The organism is Cupriavidus sp. BIC8F (assembly GCF_032465815.1).
GTDB lineage: Bacteria > Pseudomonadota > Gammaproteobacteria > Burkholderiales > Burkholderiaceae > Cupriavidus > Cupriavidus necator.
Genome location: NZ_CP136095.1, coordinates 436,029 through 452,728 on the forward strand (window position 1 = coordinate 436,029; position 16,700 = coordinate 452,728).

The 16,700-nt window shown below is 66.1% G+C and carries 19 protein-coding genes; 9 read left to right on the top strand and 10 right to left on the bottom strand.

All coding sequences use genetic code 11. The features are described 5' to 3' along the window. Positions 1-23: 23 nt before the first annotated feature. A complete protein-coding gene (locus RS901_RS22180; RefSeq protein ID WP_010810707.1) occupies positions 24-380 on the top strand; it encodes an antibiotic biosynthesis monooxygenase family protein in 357 nt (118 codons plus the stop codon). A 12-nt stretch (positions 381-392) separates the two neighbouring features. Next, positions 393-1,148 (top strand): sulfite exporter TauE/SafE family protein, encoded by a 756-nt coding sequence (locus RS901_RS22185; RefSeq protein ID WP_316155922.1) that lies wholly within the window; start codon positions 393-395, stop codon positions 1,146-1,148. Positions 1,149-1,212: 64 nt separating this feature from the next. On the opposite strand, the gene RS901_RS22190 is transcribed toward RS901_RS22185, so the two are convergent. Continuing rightward, entirely contained in the window at positions 1,213-1,962 is a 750-nt protein-coding gene (locus RS901_RS22190) for a carbonic anhydrase family protein (RefSeq protein WP_316155924.1), read from the bottom strand. A 312-nt stretch (positions 1,963-2,274) separates the two neighbouring features. Next, positions 2,275-2,475: a DUF3606 domain-containing protein gene (locus tag RS901_RS22195; protein WP_010810704.1), complete on the bottom strand. Its 201-nt coding sequence runs from the start codon at positions 2,473-2,475 to the stop codon at positions 2,275-2,277. A gap of 132 nt (positions 2,476-2,607) precedes the next feature. Here RS901_RS22195 and RS901_RS22200 point away from each other — a divergent pair, with 132 nt between their 5' ends. The 3 genes from RS901_RS22200 to RS901_RS22210 all read left to right on the top strand — a co-directional run bounded on the left by RS901_RS22200 (position 2,608) and on the right by RS901_RS22210 (position 4,402). After that, complete coding sequence (locus RS901_RS22200; RefSeq protein ID WP_316155927.1) at positions 2,608-3,705, top strand: extracellular catalytic domain type 1 short-chain-length polyhydroxyalkanoate depolymerase; 1,098 nt, start codon at positions 2,608-2,610, stop codon at positions 3,703-3,705. Between the two features lie 68 nt (positions 3,706-3,773). Next, positions 3,774-4,019, top strand: a complete 246-nt coding sequence (locus RS901_RS22205) for a type II toxin-antitoxin system Phd/YefM family antitoxin (RefSeq protein ID WP_018314586.1) — start codon at positions 3,774-3,776, stop codon at positions 4,017-4,019. Beyond that, positions 4,016-4,402 carry a type II toxin-antitoxin system VapC family toxin gene (locus tag RS901_RS22210; RefSeq protein WP_316155931.1) on the top strand — a complete coding sequence of 129 codons (387 nt, stop codon included), beginning with the start codon at positions 4,016-4,018 and terminating at the stop codon, positions 4,400-4,402. Before RS901_RS22205 ends, RS901_RS22210 begins: the two co-directional genes overlap by 4 nt. A 4-nt stretch (positions 4,403-4,406) precedes the next feature. Here the strand turns inward: RS901_RS22210 and RS901_RS22215 are convergent, their stop codons facing one another. Both RS901_RS22215 and RS901_RS22220 read right to left on the bottom strand, forming a co-directional pair. After that, positions 4,407-4,721: a 2Fe-2S iron-sulfur cluster-binding protein gene (locus RS901_RS22215; protein ID WP_316155933.1), complete on the bottom strand. Its 315-nt coding sequence runs from the start codon at positions 4,719-4,721 to the stop codon at positions 4,407-4,409. Beyond that, a complete protein-coding gene (locus RS901_RS22220) occupies positions 4,714-5,331 on the bottom strand; it encodes a YigZ family protein (RefSeq protein ID WP_316155934.1) in 618 nt (205 codons plus the stop codon). Before RS901_RS22220 ends, RS901_RS22215 begins: the two co-directional genes overlap by 8 nt. Before the next feature lie 295 nt (positions 5,332-5,626). Here RS901_RS22220 and RS901_RS22225 point away from each other — a divergent pair, with 295 nt between their 5' ends. From RS901_RS22225 to RS901_RS22235, 3 genes are all read left to right on the top strand, one after another. Next, positions 5,627-7,612: a PhoX family protein gene (locus RS901_RS22225; RefSeq protein WP_316155936.1), complete on the top strand. Its 1,986-nt coding sequence runs from the start codon at positions 5,627-5,629 to the stop codon at positions 7,610-7,612. 111 nt (positions 7,613-7,723) lie between these two features. Next, entirely contained in the window at positions 7,724-8,236 is a 513-nt protein-coding gene (locus tag RS901_RS22230) for a GNAT family N-acetyltransferase (protein ID WP_316155938.1), read from the top strand. Between the two features lie 129 nt (positions 8,237-8,365). Next, entirely contained in the window at positions 8,366-8,995 is a 630-nt protein-coding gene (locus tag RS901_RS22235; RefSeq protein WP_316155940.1) for a DUF938 domain-containing protein, read from the top strand. Between the two features lie 80 nt (positions 8,996-9,075). On the opposite strand, the gene bcsS is transcribed toward RS901_RS22235, so the two are convergent. Both bcsS and RS901_RS22245 read right to left on the bottom strand, forming a co-directional pair. Further along, a complete protein-coding gene (gene bcsS, locus RS901_RS22240; protein WP_410054215.1) occupies positions 9,076-9,789 on the bottom strand; it encodes a cellulose biosynthesis protein BcsS in 714 nt (237 codons plus the stop codon). An 11-nt stretch (positions 9,790-9,800) separates the two neighbouring features. Further along, positions 9,801-11,960 (bottom strand): glycosyltransferase family 2 protein, encoded by a 2,160-nt coding sequence (locus RS901_RS22245; protein ID WP_316155942.1) that lies wholly within the window; start codon positions 11,958-11,960, stop codon positions 9,801-9,803. Between the two features lie 433 nt (positions 11,961-12,393). On the opposite strand from RS901_RS22245, the gene cysK reads away from it, so the two are divergent. Beyond that, positions 12,394-13,311: a cysteine synthase A gene (cysK, locus tag RS901_RS22250; RefSeq protein WP_316155944.1), complete on the top strand. Its 918-nt coding sequence runs from the start codon at positions 12,394-12,396 to the stop codon at positions 13,309-13,311. 59 nt (positions 13,312-13,370) lie between these two features. On the opposite strand, the gene RS901_RS22255 is transcribed toward cysK, so the two are convergent. From RS901_RS22255 to RS901_RS22270, 4 genes are all read right to left on the bottom strand, one after another. Then, positions 13,371-13,859 carry a GFA family protein gene (locus RS901_RS22255; RefSeq protein ID WP_316155946.1) on the bottom strand — a complete coding sequence of 163 codons (489 nt, stop codon included), beginning with the start codon at positions 13,857-13,859 and terminating at the stop codon, positions 13,371-13,373. An 84-nt stretch (positions 13,860-13,943) separates the two neighbouring features. Beyond that, positions 13,944-14,597, bottom strand: coding sequence for a DNA oxidative demethylase AlkB (gene alkB, locus RS901_RS22260; protein ID WP_316155948.1), 654 nt, complete (start codon positions 14,595-14,597; stop codon positions 13,944-13,946). Between the two features lie 42 nt (positions 14,598-14,639). Next, positions 14,640-15,056 (bottom strand): type II toxin-antitoxin system HicB family antitoxin, encoded by a 417-nt coding sequence (locus RS901_RS22265; protein ID WP_316155951.1) that lies wholly within the window; start codon positions 15,054-15,056, stop codon positions 14,640-14,642. A 204-nt stretch (positions 15,057-15,260) separates the two neighbouring features. Beyond that, positions 15,261-16,688, bottom strand: a complete 1,428-nt coding sequence (locus tag RS901_RS22270; protein ID WP_316155953.1) for a flagellar hook-length control protein FliK — start codon at positions 16,686-16,688, stop codon at positions 15,261-15,263. Positions 16,689-16,700 lie beyond the last annotated feature (12 nt).

Consider the following 16,700-nt stretch of genomic DNA (forward strand, 5'->3'; position numbering starts at 1 on the left):
CCGCCATTGCCCCAGGAGACAACATGATCGCAGTCATCTTCGAAGTCGAGCCCGCGCCGGGCCGGCAGGACAACTATCTCGACATCGCCGCGCACCTGCGCCCGCAGCTGGAAGCTATCGACGGCTTTATCTCGGTGGAGCGCTTCCAGAGCCTGACCAACCCCAACAAGCTGCTGTCGCTGTCGTTCTTCCGCGATGAGGCCGCGGTGATCGCCTGGCGCAATACGCTGGCGCATCGCCAGGCGCAGGCGGCCGGTCGCGGCGGCGTGTTTGCCGGCTACCGGCTGCGCGTGGCGCAGGTGCTGCGCGACTACGGGCTGAATGAACGCGACCAGGCGCCGGCGGACAGCCGCGCTGTGCATGACCACAAGGCGGGATGAAGGGGCGCAGCGATGACGATGGAAGCGATCGGCACCCAAGCCGCCTTTATCGGCCTGACGTTCTTGCTGGCAGGCTTTGTCAAAGGGGTGGTGGGCCTGGGCTTGCCCACGGTTGCGGTGGGCATGCTGGGGCTGGTGATGCCGCCCGCGCAGGCGGCGGCGCTGCTGGTGGCGCCGTCGATGGTGACCAACGTGGTGCAGCTGTTCGGCGGCCCGCGCTTCGGGCAACTGATGCAACGGCTGTGGCCGATGCTGGTGGCGATCTGCGCCGGCACCTGGCTGTGCGCGGCATGGGTGCCGGCCGGCATGATGACTCACGCTACCTCGGCATTGGGTGTGGCGCTGGTGCTGTACGCGGTGGTCGGGCTGGCAGCGGTGAAGCTGGTGGTGCCGGCAGGGGCGCAGCGGTGGCTCGGGCCGTTGATCGGGTTGGTCACGGGTGGCATTACGGCGGTGACCGGTGTGTTCGTGATTCCCGCCGTGCCTTACCTGCAGGGGCTCGGGCTGGACAAGGAAAGCCTGGTACAGGCGCTCGGTCTGTCGTTCACGGTATCGACCATTGCGCTGGCGGTGAGCCTGGCCATGGGCGGGTCGCTGCTGCATATGCCGGTGCTGGGCGCCTCGGCGCTGGCGCTGGTGCCGGCGCTCGGCGGCATGTTTCTGGGCCAGTGGCTGCGCCACCGGATCAGCGCCGAGCGCTTCCGCAAGCTGTTCTTCTGCGGGCTGCTGGTGTTGGGCGGCGAACTGGCGCTGCGCGGGCTGTCCTGAGCACGCTGCCGGTTTGCTCCCCTCTCCCGCTTGCGGGGGAGGGGAGCAAACAGTGCGCCGTCCTCTAGCGGCTGGCCTGCACCGTGCGGCCGTTCAGCGGCTGCACCGGGCGGGCGTTCATCGGATAAAGCTGGCGGAATGCGGCCAACTGCGCCGGCGACACTTCCACCGGGGTCTTGAGCACCTGCCAGCGCACGTCCTCGCTGCACGGTGGCGTGGTCAGCGAGCCGGTGAAGGCCCAGTACGACTGCCGTTCCGGGAGCAACGCCGCCACATCCAGCGGCGCCGCCAGTTCGCGCGACTCTCCGGCCTTGGCCGGCAGGCTCGCGAAGACGGGTTTCAGCGCCGCATTCTCCCGCCCGGATTTGAACAGCACCGCCACCACCGCCAGCTTGCCTTCTGCATTCTGGTGCACCAGGTGCGCGACCAGCGGATAGGTCTTGCCGTTGATCTTCTCTTCGCTGGGCGTATGGAAGTGGAACTGCAGCAGCTTGTAGGGCACACCGTCGAGTTCGATCTGCCCCGCGGCGGGCAGGTTGACCTGTACGGTGTGGCCGTTGTTGACCACGGTGGCGGGCGCCGCGGCGTAGCTAAAGCCGATCGGCTTCAGGTCCGCGGGTTGGGTCTTGCCCGTGCGGATATCGATGGGCGACTGGTGCTTGCCCAGCGCACAGGTCTTGTAGTCCTGGCCGAGCCTGGCCCAGTGGCTGGTACCGGTTGGTCCGGTATAGCTCCAGTGCGGGTCATTGCCCGCCCACGCGGCAGGTGCAAGCAAGGCGGTGCAAACCGTGATAATCGGCAGCCTGTTGTTCATTGTCGATGCGTCCTAGTGTTGGCAACCCCTTGTTTTCCGACATGGTGTTATCAAGCTGCCCCAGTCTTGAGTGCCGGATCTTTGCCCGGGCCGGAAATCATGCAGCAAAACTGCCGTCCAGCGAATAAGGCATTGCTGAATTCCGGTCTGCACTGCACTTAACAAGGGTATGGACTGCATGCGCGCACGCGATTGATGCGTGCCGCGCATGCCGTCATGGAACGGACACGGCGCCGACATCTCACGTGGCACGCACCACAGGCATCCCCGCTCAGCCGGGGATGCCTGCCTGCCACCGTTTGTCTCGGGATTTCAGCCAGGCCGCGCGCCGGCCTGGTTCGACTCCAGTTGCGCGCGTACCGCGGAGATATGGTCGCCCGCGGCATCGACGGCGTTCTCCAGGTCGCTGGTGCTGCAGCCCAGCTCCCGGCACCAGTACTGCACTTCAAGCGGATCCATCAGGTTGATGCGGCCAGGATCCAGGGGCCTGAACTCGTTTGTCACATCGCTCATGCTTGCCTCCTGTCCATGTCTCGGGGCGACACGGCCCTTGCATTGTAGGCAGTCATCCGGCGCGCGTTGCATGCAAGACGGCCTGAGCTTGCGCATATGATGTACGGGTTACCCAAGCCGACAGGACGCAGCATGCCCCGCTCATCCGGAGCAAAACTCTGGTCCACGCTGAACAAGGCCGCGGCCCGCAATGCGCGCCGCATGCAGCGCGCCGTCGACCAGAACCTGACCGGGCCGATGACCGAGGCCATCGTGCGCAATGCGGTGAAGCAATCGGCTGCAGTCACGGCCGCCACGCAGCGCGCACTGTCGGGCGTGGTATCGCCGGTGCAGGCGCCGCAGAGCCGCAGCAGCGGGCGCTGGGAGGAAGGCGCATGGGGCGCGCCACTGGCACCGCGCCGCTACCGCATCTTCGTGCCGGCCGGCGTCACGGCGTCGCGGCGCGCGCCGATGCTGGTGCTGCTGCATGGCTGCGGCCAGGACGCCGCCAGCTTTGCCGCGGTCACACGCGCCGCCGCCGTGGCGCGCGAAGCCGGCTGGGTGGTGTTGCTGCCTGAACAGACCTCGCAGGCCAACGCACAGCGCTGCTGGAACTGGTTCCGGCCCGGCGCGCAGGGCGGCGTCGAGGCCGGGCTGCTGATGGCGCTGATCGACCAGGCTTGCCGCAGCCATCCGGTTGCCGCGGACCGCGTCAGCGTGCTGGGGCTGTCCGCGGGCGGCGCGATGGCGCTGATGCTTGGGCTGCGCTACCCGGAACGCTTTGCCGCAGTGGGATCGCACTCCGGCGCGGTGCCCTGGAGCGCCACCAATGCCGCCCAGGCAGCGCGCGCCATGCGCGGGGGCCGAGGACCTGATGCCAAGGCCATGCAGGCGCTGCGGTTTGGGCTGGCAGGGCGCCGCCCGCCGCCGTTGCTATTGCTGCATGGCGATGCCGACCACATGGTCGACTTCAGCAACGCCACCGCCGCGGCGGGCATGTGGATGCACCTGCAGCCGGAGGATGCACACGCGCTGTCCGCGGTGCCGGCACGGCGCATCCAGCGCGGCATGCGCCGTGCCATGGATGTGTCCGACTGGATGGGGGGAACGTCGCCTTACGTGCGCCTGGTGCGGATCGAGGGCCTGGGTCACGCCTGGAGCGGCGGGGCAGGCGGCCAGGCGTTCTCCGATCCGGCGGGGCCGGATGGATTGAAGCTGGCGTTGCGGTTTTTTCTGGCGGTTGGAGTTTAGAAAAACGGCTATTGCTTTGGAGATATGGTAGGACTAGACTAACTAAACTTAGTTTAGTGAGTCATGTCATGCAAACCGTCAATATTCACGACGCGAAGACGCATCTCTCCCGGCTCGTTGACCAGGCGGCCAAGGGCGAGCCATTTGTGATTGCCAAGGCAGGTAAGCCACTGGTGAAGGTCATTGCATTGAATGCGCCGGAAGCGAACCAGGTCAAGCGGCTGGGGTTCATGGCTGGCCAGGGTCAGGTGCCCGATGACTTTGATCGCATGGGCCAGCGTGAGATTGAAGCCATGTTCGGCGGCGAGTCATGAAAGTCCTGCTTGATACCCACCTCTTGCTATGGGCGGCCTTGATGCCTGCGCGCCTGTCGCCCGCCGCACAGTCGATACTAGGTAACGAGGACACAAAGCCTTATTTCAGCGCGGCCAGTTTATGGGAGGTCGCGATCAAGCAAGGGCTCGGCCGCGCGGACTTTCAGGTCGATGCCCGCGTGTTGCGCAGAGGCTTGATCGACAACGGCTACAGCGAGCTGCCGATCGGCAGCGAACACGCGGTGGCGATTGATTGCCTTCCTCCGATTCACAAGGATCCCTTTGACCGGCTCATGGTGGCCCAGGCGACTGTCGAGGGCATTACGCTGCTGACATCGGACCAGCTCGTTGCCCAGTACCCCGGGCCTGTCCGGCTGATCTGAACGCCTACCCAAGACTTACCGGCTCAAACACCACATCACTGGCCGGACAAGCCACACACGGCAAGATCAGCCCCTCTTCCCTCTCATCCAGACTCAACCCCGGCCATTCGATCCGATAGCGGATCGTCCCCGCATGCAGCCGGCTGGCGCAGGCGCGGCAGGTGCCGTTGCGGCAGGAGTTGGGCAGCGCCACGCCTTCGAGCAAGGCAGCTTCCAGCAGGCTCAACTCCGCCGGCGCGGCGAAGCGGGTATTGCCTGGCAGCACGCTTGCGGTGAATTCCGCGCGATCGTCCGGCGCCACCGGCTCGCGTTCAGCCATGGGCCTCGTCCTCCGCTTCCGGGAATTGGGCGCGTCCGTGGGTCGCGTCGCGCAGGGCGTCGCGCGCGGCGTCGAGTTGGGTTGCGGGCATGCGCAGGACCAGCGTGGCCTGCGCGCCATAGGCGGTGTCGGCCAGTGTGCAGCCCGGCTGTGCGTCGTAGTCGAGCCAGCGGCGCACGCGCGGCTCATCGGCATAGTCGACGGACACCGTCAGGGTGCCGTAAGCGATGCGTTCCACGCGCTCGGCCGTTTTCAGCGCGGCCGCGATGGCATCGGTGTAAGCGCGCACCAACCCGCCGGCCCCCAGTTTGACGCCACCGTAATAGCGCACCACCGCCGCCAGCACGCCGTCAAGGTCATGGTGGCGCAGCACTTCCAGGATGGGCCGGCCGGCGGTGCCGGAGGGCTCGCCATCGTCGGACATACCCGAGGCGCCGCCAGCCAGCAATGCCCAGCACACGTGGGTGGCGGTAGGGTGCTCGGCGCGCAGCGCCTGCAGCGCCGCCATGGCGGCGTCACGGTCGGCAACGGGCAGCGCCAGTGCCAGGAAGCGACTCTTGCGGATTTCGATCTCGGCCTGGACGGGGGTGGCTAGCGTGTAAGTGGGCAAGCGGAAGGGCGGAAGGGGGCAGAAACGGCGGCTGCCGGCATTCAACAGATCCGCGCCTGTGGAGCCGCGGATGCAAAGGGCGAGTGTACCGCAGCGGCATCCGGGGCCAGGCCGAAAGCACCGCCTTTGTGTCGTATCGTCAACTTGCTGTCACAAACTGCGCCTACGATCCGCTCCGGCCATGCGCAATGCCGCCCGCCGCCCGCCTGTGCCAACAGGTGCCCGGTCCCGCCCGCGGGTTCGGCGCAAATACGCAGTGAACAACATATGCCTTCCTCTTCCCCGGATCGAGAACATGCTTGAACAACCCAATGCTGGCCGCCGCAAGGCCCTGAAGCTCCTGGCCGGCGCGCCGATGCTGCCGCTTGGCCTTGCCTCCACCGGCCTGCTGGCAGGCTGCGGCGGTGGCGACGACGCTGTCGCCGCGCCGCTTCCGCCGGCCCAGGCCGCCACGTTCACCACGGCCGAATTCGTTGGCATGAGCGCGCCGACGCTGGCCACGCCGGACGCCATGGCGACCACCACGGTGGGCTCCAGCCTCAAGGTGTCGTTCAGCGACGGCACCAGCCAGACCTACAAGCTGGCCTACCAGCCGTTCTTCATTACCGGCGACACCCTGCCCGACGGCAAGGGCGGCACAATCCTGGCCGGCGGCTACTACGACATCAACAACAAGCCGATCATGGACACCTCCGTGGCCGGCAAGGAACGCCAGTTCTTCTCCGACGCGCCAGACGGCAGCTCGCTGCTGACCCTGGCCAACCCGACCGTGCCCGGCGTCAAGGGCAAGACAGTGTTTGCGGTGGTGCAGTTCGAGTACACCACGCGCAACCAGGGCAATGTCAGCATGTACGGGCTGCTGCCGTCGCCGATCGCCGTGGTGACGCTGGACCAGGACCCGGCCACCGGCAAGCTGACCCCGGTGAAGTACCACAACGTCGACACCTCGGGCGTCAACGGCCTGTGGATCACCTGCGGCGCCAGCCTGTCGCCGTGGAACACCCACCTGTCGAGCGAGGAGTACGAGACCGACCTGCTGAACGCCAGCGCGGTCACGCAGCTGCAGGGCTACAGCCAGAACCTGTACGGCGACCCGGCGCGCGCCAACGCCTACAACTACGGCCACTTGCCGGAAGTCACGGTCAACCCGGACGGTACCGGCACCATCAAGAAGCACTACTGCCTGGGCCGCATCTCGCATGAGCTGGTGCAGGTCATGCCCGACGAACGCACCGTGCTGATGGGCGACGATGCCACCAACGGCGGGCTGTTCCTGTTTATCGCCGACCGCGCCCGCGACCTGTCGTCCGGCACGCTGTACGTCGCCAAGTGGCACCAGACCTCGGGCGTGGGCCCGGGCAGCGCCACGCTGTCGTGGATCCGGCTGGGCAGCGCCACCAGTGCCGAAATCCGCGCGCTGGTCGACGGCGGCATCAAGCTGGCCGACATCATGGACGTCAAGACCACCGATCCGGCTGACGTCAGCTACAGCCGCATTATCTACAACGGCAAGCCGAACTGGGTGAAGCTGATGCCGGGCATGGAAAAGGCGGCGGCGTTCCTGGAAACGCACCGCTACGCCGCACTGGTCGGCGCCAGCCTGGGCTTCACCAAGATGGAAGGCACCACGGTCAACATCAAGGACAAGAAGGCCTACTCGGCGATGTCGCGCATCGAGTCGAGCATGCTCACGGGCAACGCCGCCAACGCCGGTGACATCCAGGTGGAAGGCCCGTACTCCGGCGCGGTCTATGAGCTGAACCTGAAGGGCGGCCAGGCCGACAAGACCGGCACGGCCATCAGCAGCGAATGGGTGCCGGTCGACATGGCGGCGGTGCCGGCGCTGGTCAGCGAAGACCTGGGCGGCGGCAAGATGAAGCAGCAGGATGCGCTGGGCAACTTTGCCAACCCCGACAAGGTCGCCACGCCCGACAACCTGAAGTTCTCGGAAAAGCTGCGCACGCTGTTTGTCGGCGAGGACAGCAACACCCACGTCAACAACTTCCTGTGGGCGTACAACGTCGATACCAAGGTGCTCAGCCGCGTGCTGTCGTGCCCGGTCGGCGCCGAATCCACCGGCCTGCACGCGGTGGACGAGATCAACGGCTGGACCTACGTGATGAGCAACTTCCAGCACGTTGGCGACTGGGAGACGCCGCTGCACGACAAGGTCCGGCCCGCGCTTGAAGCGAAGGTGATGGCCAACTACAAGGACCGCTTCGGTGCCGCCGTGGGTTACCTGACTGGCGACCCGACCGGCGTCAGGCTGGCCAAGGCCTGACGCGTCGCGCAGTGCCAGGATGAGGGCGGCGGGCTTCGGTCCGCCGTTTTTTGTTGGGGCACGATCGTCTAACATGGCAACTCCGGCATCATGCCCAGCCTCCCGCCCGCCATGCCTGACCAGCTTCCGCACATCCACTCCGCGCGCCTGAGCCTGCTGCCCTTTCGTGGCGACGACGCAGCCGAGGCGTTTGCCTGCATCACCCCGACGCTTGCGCGATTCATGGACTGGGAGCCGTCACCCTCCCCGGCCGCTTTCGAAGCCGTGTGGCAAGGCTGGCTGGCAGGCATGGCGCAAGGCTCGGAGTTCGTGCTCACCATCCGGCGTGCCGACGACGGGCTGTTCCTGGGGCTGGCGGGATTGCACCACGCCGACACGCCCGCGCCGGAACTCGGCATCTGGATCCGCGAGGACCGCCACGGCCATGCCTTCGGCCTGGAAGCGGTCACCGCGCTGGCGCAATGGGCGCAGGACAACCTGTCGCCGGCGCACTTGGTCTATCCCGTGGCCGAACAGAACTGGCCCAGCCGCCGGATCGCAGAGTCGCTTGGCGGCACGGTCGTGGGCCAGGCCACGACGCGCAAGTTTGAGCGCTTGATCTACCGGATCCCGGGGCGCCGTTGAGGTACAGCAGCATCGCATCCTGCCCAGGCTGCCGCCCTTCATCAGCTGACACGCTGCCCCTCAGGGCGGCGCACCCCTGGCAGGCCGATTCTGCTACGCTAGTCGCTTTCTCCCGCTGAGCATGCCATCATGACCGGCTCGACCCAAGACCCCGACGCACGCCGCATGGCGCCCGCCACCGAGCGCAACCGCGAGCCGATCCTTGCGGTATTGCGCAATGTGCTGCCCGCCAGCGGCACGGTACTGGAAATTGCCAGCGGCACCGGCCAGCACGCCGTGCACTTCGCCGCAGCGCTGCCGGGACTGACCTGGCAGCCAAGCGATCCGGAAGCCGCCGCGCGCGCGTCGATCGCTGCCTGGACCGCGCATGCGGGCCTGGCCAATGTGCGCGCGCCGCTGGCGCTGGACGTATGCCGCCAGCCGTGGGGCATCGATGCCGCGGATGCGGTGGTGTGCATCAACATGATCCATATCGCCCCATGGGCCGCGGCCGAGGCGCTGTTCGAGGGCGCCGGCAAGCTGCTGGGCCCTGGCGGCGCGCTGTTCCTGTACGGCCCCTATCGCCGCGGCGGCGCGCATACGGCGCCCAGCAACGCGGCCTTCGACGCGCAATTGCGCGCTACCGACCCCGACTGGGGCGTGCGCGACATGGAAGCCGTGATCGCGCTGGGCGAGGCACAGGGCATGCGCTGCGACGAGCCGGTGCCAATGCCGGCCAACAACTTCAGCCTAACGTTCCATGTCAATGGAATCAAATAGTTAGCGTATTTTTTGGGGATTCCCGTCAACAGGAACGCCATGCGCCGCCCCGCAGCCGTATGTGTGCGGCACAAGCGCCATCAGAACGCCTTGCTGATTTCCAGCCCGCCATAGAATGCGCGCGGCTGCCCACCGGTCTTCTTGACGCCACCATAGAAGCCAAGCTTCACGGTCTGGCCGAGCGAGATGCCGGTCAGCACCAGACCGCCCTGCGTGGAGTGGTAAAACGGATCGCCATGCTTGATGAGCTCCGCTCCGGCCCACGCATCGCCGAAAATCTTGTAGAGAATCCGGCCGCGCGCCCAATACGCCTTAGGCCCGATGTTGTAGCTCGCGATCCCGTTGACGGCCCAGTGTTTCGCGAACTCCTGCTGGCCGAGGACTGTCAATGCCAGGCCCCATTCGCCGCCGTCGACACGGTTATCGGCGCCTTCTGGCGACACGCGATTGTAGCGATAACGCGCGCCGGCCGTGGCTTCAACCCAGCCGGTCTCCCAGCCCTTCTGTACGCCAAGCGCCGCCTCGGCCGATTGCCCGTTCACTGACACCGTCGTGCCGTTCGAGCCGTACTTGTAGTGGTAGTCGCTGACGACGAGCTTCTGGCTGAGGAAGGACACGGGCAGCCAATTTCCGGTGACACCAGCGTATTCGCTACGCTCACCTCCACCGGCGAAGCTTGCCCCGCCGAACAACGTGCCCGCCATAGCCGGCAACGGGACGATGGCCGCGCCACAGAGGGTTACGATGGCGAGAGCACGGTCGGCCCGAATATTCTTGCGCGTGTCCTGCGTCATGTTTTTTTCTTTCATACCGTCGTAGCGTGCGGCGCAATGTTGTAAAGGTGGAAATCGCCGGTTGGCGTCGCCAGCCTGCCCGTGGGCGTCAGCCTGACCGTATGTTCCGTGGCCATGCCTTTCGTCGTACGACGCAACGTGGCACCAGTGTCCAGATCGAGTTCGATGCTGCTGAACAGCAGCGGCGCCGCGCCCTCGATCGTGGCGATGACCACCGGCAACACACCGGCGCGCAGCGGCTGCATCAGCAGTCCCGGCGCCCAGTTCTGGGTCAGCAGTGGCGCGCCCCCGTCACGGCTCAGCAATTCAGCCAGTCGAGTAAGCGGCGGAATTTCAATTTCGGAAAGGTTGCCCATTTCGAGCTGCAGCCGACTACCGTACAGGAACGTCTCGAGTGCGCCGGTGTTGCCCTGCGCATCCCAGTTAAAGCGCAGTCCCACTGCGGCCTCCCCGGCGACGCCCGCCGCGGCCTTTGCCGCCCACGCCGCAGATCGGTTGACGAACGTCGCCACCGCCGCATCGCATACGATTAGATTGGGCAGGTGGATGGCTATGTTTACCGTGTCGCCGAGGGATAACGTTGGAATTGGTTCCCCGATGTAAAGCGCGCCGTTGGGGGAAAGGTCCGATGTCAAGCCAAGGTATGACTTGCCATCAAGGGTCAGCGTGATCGGCAGCCGCAGCGGGAAGCGGTACTCGGTGCGGCGGTTGCTTGCATGGCGATGAGCGTACACGATCACCATCGCTGCCGTGAGAAGGGTCGCGCAGGTCCATATGAGCGTGACGACGCCTGCACCGACCGGAATGCTTCCTGTATGCATCCGGTACAGGCCTATCGGCACGCTGATTGCCGTAATACCCGCCAGCACCAGCACCGGCGACATCCAGAGCCACATCCTGCCAGTATCGGAAAGCTGCTTGTCGGTCACGGCAAACGGGATGTTGCGACGAAACAGTCCAACGCTCGTTGACATGAAGGCAAAGAATCGAGCCATGGCGTACTGCTCGCTGAGAAGCATCGAGTTGTAGCCGCGTCCCAGCTCAAGGTGAACCAACATCGACAGCAGGTAGTACAGGCAGAACAGCAGCAGGAAGGTGCTGAGCGATGAGACTATGGGTAGGTCGCCCAAGAGAAATACTGCCGGCGGTGTCAGAAAGAAAACAAGTTTCTGCCAACCTTCGAAGAAGAAAAGTGCCGACGCGAAATAATTGAGTCGCTGGCCCAGCGTCAGGCCCCGGCTGAAAAGAATTCTTTCGCGCCGGAACACCTGCATCGCTCCCATTCCCCAACGCATGCGCTGCTTCAGGTAGGTGTCAATGCTGTGCGGCGCCAGGCCAAAGGCAAGTGATTCGGCGTAGTAGACAGACTTGAATCCCAACTTGTGCAGCTTGACGGCCGTATGGACATCCTCCGTAACGGTCTCGGTGGCGAAGCCGCCGATTCTCTCCACCGCGGAACGTCGGATAACCGCACAACTGCCGCAGAAGAATGCCGCATTCAGTGCGTCCTTGCCGCGCTGTATGACTTTGAAGAAGAGCGCCTGCTCATCCCAGACCCGCTTCTTGCCGATGCGGTGGTTGAACGAGTCGATATTGAAGAAGTCTTGCGGTGTCTGCACGAACGCAACGTCTGCATCGCGGAAGAATCCCAGTGTCTTCACCAGGAAGTCCTTGCGAGGGGCATGGTCGGCGTCGAAGATCGCAATGAATTCGCCTTCGCAGAACTGCAGCGCGTGGTTCAGGTTGCCGGCCTTGGCGTGGAAGTTGTTATCGCGGGCGAGGTAGCGGCAGCCCAAATCCTCGGCCAGCTTGCGCATGTCTGGCCGCCGGCCGTCATCCAGTAGCCAGGTAACATGCGGGTACTCCATCCGCGTGGCCGCCAGCAGCGTACGGCGCACCAGGTCCACGGACTCGTTGTAAGTGGGCACGAACACATCGACCTTCAGTCCCGCTGGCGGCGGAACTACCTCCCGCACGCTGAGCCGAAAGGTCATCAGCACGAACAGAAGACCGCTCAGATAACCGTAGACTTCAGCGGCATACAGCGGCAGAGACAGCCACGGCGCGTCCATGTTGACGGTTCCTACGCGCCAGGCGATATACGCGAATCCGCAAGACACGTAGACGGCCACGAGCAAGGCGATATAGCGTTTGGGCTGCTCAGTCTTCATGTTGGCTTCCAATGGGCGCCTTGCCCGTCGAGCTACAAGCGGAGACCTATGTCGGCATAGTCATACGACTAGTCCGCATGGTGCCATAGGCGTGAGCTCTTTGACGACGCTATGTCGCATCAGGTTGTTGTTGTTTATTTCTGATATGAAGATCATTTAAGGCAGGGACGGGGACGAGCTGGCTAGTGACCAAAATCTACGCGCAGATTCTTGTCCTCATCTTCGCGCTGGGTCCTGCGTACCTGATTGCCTATCTGTACTTCTTTCAGGGCCCTACGCTGAAGTTCGAACATTGAGGGCATTGCAAACGATACGGTCCTGGCATGAAGCGTTCCGCCTGCGCGGCGCTTTGCTCTAGAATCGTCCCGTCATTCGATCCTGCGATGGCCGCGCCTTACAGGCCTGCGGCATCGCGCCCGCCACGGAGAACAAGATGAAGGTCCAGAACATCCTGCAGACGATCGGCAATACCCCGCATATCCGCATCAACCGGCTGTTCGGCAACGGCCACGAGGTCTGGATCAAGTCGGAGCGCAGCAACCCCGGCGCCTCGATCAAGGACCGCATCGCGCTGTCGATGGTGGAAGACGCCGAGCGCCGCGGCGTGCTCAAGCCGGGCGGCACCATCATCGAGCCGACCTCGGGCAATACCGGCATCGGCCTGGCCATGGTGGCCGCGGTCAAGGGCTACAAGCTGGTGCTGGTGATGCCGGACAGCATGTCGGTGGAGCGCCGCCGCCTGATGCTGGCTTATGGCGCCACCTTTGACCTGACCCCGCGCGAGAAGGGCATGAAAGGCTCGATCGCGCGCGCCGAGGAACTGGTCGCCGCCACGCCGGGCGCGTGGATACCGCAGCAGTTCGAGAACCCGGCCAATGTCGACGTGCACGTGCGCACCACCGCGCAGGAAATCCTGAATGACTTCCCTGATGGGCTGGATGTGCTGATCTCCGGCGTCGGCACCGGCGGCCACCTGACGGGCTGTGCCGGGGTGCTCAAGGACAAATGGCCGCAGCTCAAGGTGTTCGGCGTCGAGCCGGTGGCTTCGCCGGTGATCTCCGGCGGCGCGCCGGCGCCGCACCCGATCCAGGGCATCGGCGCCGGCTTTATCCCGAAGAATCTCGACACCTCGTTGCTCGACGGCGTGATCCAGGTCGATGCCGAGCCCGCGCGCGAGATGGCACGCCGCTGCGCCCGCGAGGAAGGCATCCTGGTCGGCATCTCGTCCGGCGCCACGCTGGCCGCGATCGCGCAGAAGCTGCCCGAGCTGCCGGCCAACGCGCGCGTGCTGGGCTTCAACTACGACACCGGCGAGCGCTACCTTACCGTCGAAGGGTTCCTGCCCGCGTAAGCAGGTATGAGCGCCCCGGCCCGTGCGGCCCGGGCGCTCGGAACGCTTTGGGCAGCCGCTCAGCGTGACAACAGGCCGTGCCGCTTGTGCCAGTCCGCCAGCGATTCATCCGGCCAGGTGCGGCAGTGCACATGGCCTTTGCCCTTGGGCACGTCGACCCAGGGCGCGACAGAATCCAGCGCAGCCTCCACCACCTCCGGCGGGCGCGGCAGCGCTGTGTCGATGGCCGATGCATGCGGATGCACCAGGTGCGGCCAGCGCGGGTCCCACAGCCACAGCGCGCTGCCGCATTGCACGCAGAAATGCCGCTGCGCCGGCGAGCGCCGCGCGCGCTTGCCGGGCTCACGCAGCACGGCGTGATAGACGCCCAGGTGCTTGCGCCCGCGCACGCGTAGCGTGGCGGCATCGCCGCCGAGGTTGATCGCGTAGCCGCCGCTCCCCGCTGTCTTGCGGCAGATCGCGCAATGGCAATGCATATAGGGATAGGGGGAATCGGATTCGAGCGAGAAATGGATGGCGCCGCAATGGCAGGAGCCGTCTAGATGCATGGTGTGGGCCTTTGCACGGTGGCGTTCAGGACAGTCCATTGACTGTAGAAAACCCCCGGCAAAGTGCCAAGGCGGCGGTGATGGCTAGAGCGCCTTGCGGAATGTCAGGTTGATGCGCAGCCGCCCCAGCAGCGGATGGTCGCCATCGGCCAGCGGCGCCACGCCGTGGAAGGCCAGCCGCGACGGCCCGCCCCACACCACCACGTCGCCATGCGCCAGCCGCACCCGCTGCGGACGGTCCGCGCGGCGCATGCCGCCGAACAGGAACACCGCGGGCAGCCCCAGCGAGACCGAGACGATGGGCGCGCTGAAATCGCGCTCGTCGCGGTCCTGGTGCAGCGAGAGCCGGGTGCCCGGCTCATAGCGATTGATAAGACAGGCATCCGGCTCGAAACCGGCAAAGCCCGCTTGCGCCGCCGCGGTGGTGGCCAGTTGCCGGAAACTCGCCGGCATCTCCGGCCACGGCTTTCCGTTCAGCGGATCGACGGGGTCATAGCGATAGCCGCGCGCATCGGAGACCCAGCCGACCGTGCCGCAGTTGACCATCGCCACCGACATTCTCAGCCCGCCGGGGGTGATCATGTGCCGCCAGGGGGCAAGCGCGATGATGGCCTGGACGTCGGCCAGCAGCACTTGCGCATCCGCACGGGCCAGACCGTGCAGGACTACGGCGCCGTCGGCGAGGGGTTCGATGGCGGGGCCGCTCGGTGGCAGGTCGTCGAACAGGTCGAAAGTCATGGGGTGGAGGATTGCGGGGGTCCTGGCGCGGTCAGGCGACGGTCAGGCGACGGTCAGTTCCAGCCGCTTCCCCAGCGCCCGGAATGCAGCCTCGATCGTATCAATCTTGGTCGCATGGTCCAGCTTGACGATACGCTGCACCTCCTGCTTGCGCGTATTCAGCCGGCGCGCCAGTTCCGCCTGCGTCACGCCCTGCGCGATCATCTCGTTAAGCAGGAGCACCTTCGCCGACACGCTGGCCGGCAGTTCAACCAGATGCTGGCCGCGTTTTGCCTTCGACGGCAGCGGCACCGGGCGGCCGTCTTCGAAATAGAACTCCATGGCCGTGGCGAGCGCATCGGCGGCCATCTCGCGGGCCTGCTCGATGGTGTCGCCGCTGGTCAGGGCTTCGGTGATATCGGGAAACGACACAGCAAAGCCACCGTCGTCCGGGACGATGTTGGCAGGGAAACGCAGCATATTGGGACTCCTCCTGCGACAACGGATGCCCGGTGTATGGTAAGCAAAAATGTTTACTGATTCTAGCAGCAATCCGTTAAATCTGGTTGCAGGATTGTGAGCGAAATACATGAACCGCCCGCCGCTGACACGACAAAGGCCGCCCGTCGGGCGGCCTTGCTTACTTCCGTGGCGCGCGATCACCACGCGCTACGCAGCGCGAACTCAGGCAAACGTATCGATCTCGCCACGCCCAAGCACGCGCGCGGGACGGGGCGTCGTACTGGCTGATGCCGCCGGCTCAACGGCTGCCAGCGTGCCGGCACCAAAGCTGGTTTGCCCGCGCCCATTCCCCGGTGCCTGCTGTTGCTGCCCGTTGCCATTGCCCGCCTGGCTGGCAAAGCCGTCTGCGCCCACCGAAGTCTGCCCAAGCTGGATGCCGCTTTCCGACAGCGCGGTGCGCAGGTGGGGCAGCGCCGCTTCCACCGCGGCGCGCACGGCCTGGTGGGGCGAGACGAACTGGGCCTGGGCCTGGTCGTTGACCACGTTGAGCACGACCTTGAGCGGCCCGAGGTCGGGCGGGTTCAGTTGCAGTTCGGCGCTTTGCTGACCCTGCGTGCTCATGCGGATCATCTGCTGGCCAAGGGCCTGCGGCCACTGGCTGTCGTACAGCGGCGGGGTGACCACAGGACGGGCGGAGGCGGCTGCAGCGGCTGCAGTAGCCGACGGGTTGGCCTGGCCGGCCAGCGCGGCGGCCACGGCTTGCGTGTTGTCGGGGCTGGCCGCGGTAGCCTCACCGGTGCGGGCGGCAGCCTGTGCGACGGCGAACGGTGTTGCCACGGCTCTGGTATCCGCCGCGCCGGGGTTGGCGGCGAGCGGATCGGCGCGGTGCTGGGCGATGCCGCTGTCCGGGCGATTGCCCGATCCGCCGGCAGACTGGCCGGTGGTGTCCTGTTGCTGGACGGCCAGCACGTCGCCCGGGATGGCCTGGGACGTGCCGGCCTTGCCGTCGGTGCCTGCGCTGGTGCTGGCCTGCATCGCGGCGCGCTGGGATGCGATGGTGGCCAGCGTGTCGGCGACCGAAGGCTGTACGGGGCGGGCTTCGTTGGTGACGACCTGCAGCGTGTCCGGCAGCGGCGTGGCGGCCGCCGGCATGGCATCGGCCTGGGCATCTGCCGTGGCCGGCTGCGTGGCATTTGCCAGCGCCGCCTGCAGTGCGGCGGCGCCGCCGGTGTCGGCAATGCCGGCGAGGGCGGAACCCGCCGCGCCGGCTGGCGCGGCAGCGGGGCTGGCCGGGGCGGCGGCAGGCAGCATCAGTGCCAGGGCCGCTGCGGCAGCGGCTGCGGCATCCGTCGGCGTGGCCGCCGCGGTGTCGTCCTGGTCCTGGTCTTCATCCTTGTGGCCGGCTGCGGGCTTCTTGCCGGCCGCGGCGGCTGGCTGCGGCTTGCCGGCATCGGCCTGCGCCGCGGGCTGGCGGGATGCGGGCTGGTCGCGCGCGGCGGCTTCCCTGGCCGGCGGCGCGGGGGCCTTGTTGCTTTCGCGGGCGCGCGACAGCGCGTCGCCGAATCCGCTCGCGGTTGCGTCGGCGGTGGCGCGCCTGGCGCCCTCGACCGCATTGGCGGCGCTGCTGACAATCTGGCTGATATCGATCATGGGGTTGGCTAC

Bases quoted from the DNA above. Each gene is read 5' to 3' on its own strand.
- RS901_RS22180 (WP_010810707.1), top strand. From the start codon at position 24: ATGATCGCAGTCATCTTCGAAGTCGAGCCCGCGCCGGGCCGGCAGGAC.
- RS901_RS22185 (WP_316155922.1), top strand. From the start codon at position 393: ATGACGATGGAAGCGATCGGCACCCAAGCCGCCTTTATCGGCCTGACG.
- RS901_RS22190 (WP_316155924.1), bottom strand. From the start codon at position 1,962: ATGAACAACAGGCTGCCGATTATCACGGTTTGCACCGCCTTGCTTGCA.
- RS901_RS22195 (WP_010810704.1), bottom strand. From the start codon at position 2,475: ATGAGCGATGTGACAAACGAGTTCAGGCCCCTGGATCCTGGCCGCATC.
- RS901_RS22200 (WP_316155927.1), top strand. From the start codon at position 2,608: ATGCCCCGCTCATCCGGAGCAAAACTCTGGTCCACGCTGAACAAGGCC.
- RS901_RS22205 (WP_018314586.1), top strand. From the start codon at position 3,774: ATGCAAACCGTCAATATTCACGACGCGAAGACGCATCTCTCCCGGCTC.
- RS901_RS22210 (WP_316155931.1), top strand. From the start codon at position 4,016: ATGAAAGTCCTGCTTGATACCCACCTCTTGCTATGGGCGGCCTTGATG.
- RS901_RS22215 (WP_316155933.1), bottom strand. From the start codon at position 4,721: ATGGCTGAACGCGAGCCGGTGGCGCCGGACGATCGCGCGGAATTCACC.
- RS901_RS22225 (WP_316155936.1), top strand. From the start codon at position 5,627: ATGCTTGAACAACCCAATGCTGGCCGCCGCAAGGCCCTGAAGCTCCTG.
- RS901_RS22230 (WP_316155938.1), top strand. From the start codon at position 7,724: ATGCCTGACCAGCTTCCGCACATCCACTCCGCGCGCCTGAGCCTGCTG.
- RS901_RS22235 (WP_316155940.1), top strand. From the start codon at position 8,366: ATGACCGGCTCGACCCAAGACCCCGACGCACGCCGCATGGCGCCCGCC.
- bcsS (WP_410054215.1), bottom strand. From the start codon at position 9,789: ATGACGCAGGACACGCGCAAGAATATTCGGGCCGACCGTGCTCTCGCC.
- RS901_RS22245 (WP_316155942.1), bottom strand. From the start codon at position 11,960: ATGAAGACTGAGCAGCCCAAACGCTATATCGCCTTGCTCGTGGCCGTC.
- cysK (WP_316155944.1), top strand. From the start codon at position 12,394: ATGAAGGTCCAGAACATCCTGCAGACGATCGGCAATACCCCGCATATC.
- RS901_RS22255 (WP_316155946.1), bottom strand. From the start codon at position 13,859: ATGCATCTAGACGGCTCCTGCCATTGCGGCGCCATCCATTTCTCGCTC.
- alkB (WP_316155948.1), bottom strand. From the start codon at position 14,597: ATGACTTTCGACCTGTTCGACGACCTGCCACCGAGCGGCCCCGCCATC.
- RS901_RS22265 (WP_316155951.1), bottom strand. From the start codon at position 15,056: ATGCTGCGTTTCCCTGCCAACATCGTCCCGGACGACGGTGGCTTTGCT.
- RS901_RS22270 (WP_316155953.1), bottom strand. From the start codon at position 16,688: ATGATCGATATCAGCCAGATTGTCAGCAGCGCCGCCAATGCGGTCGAG.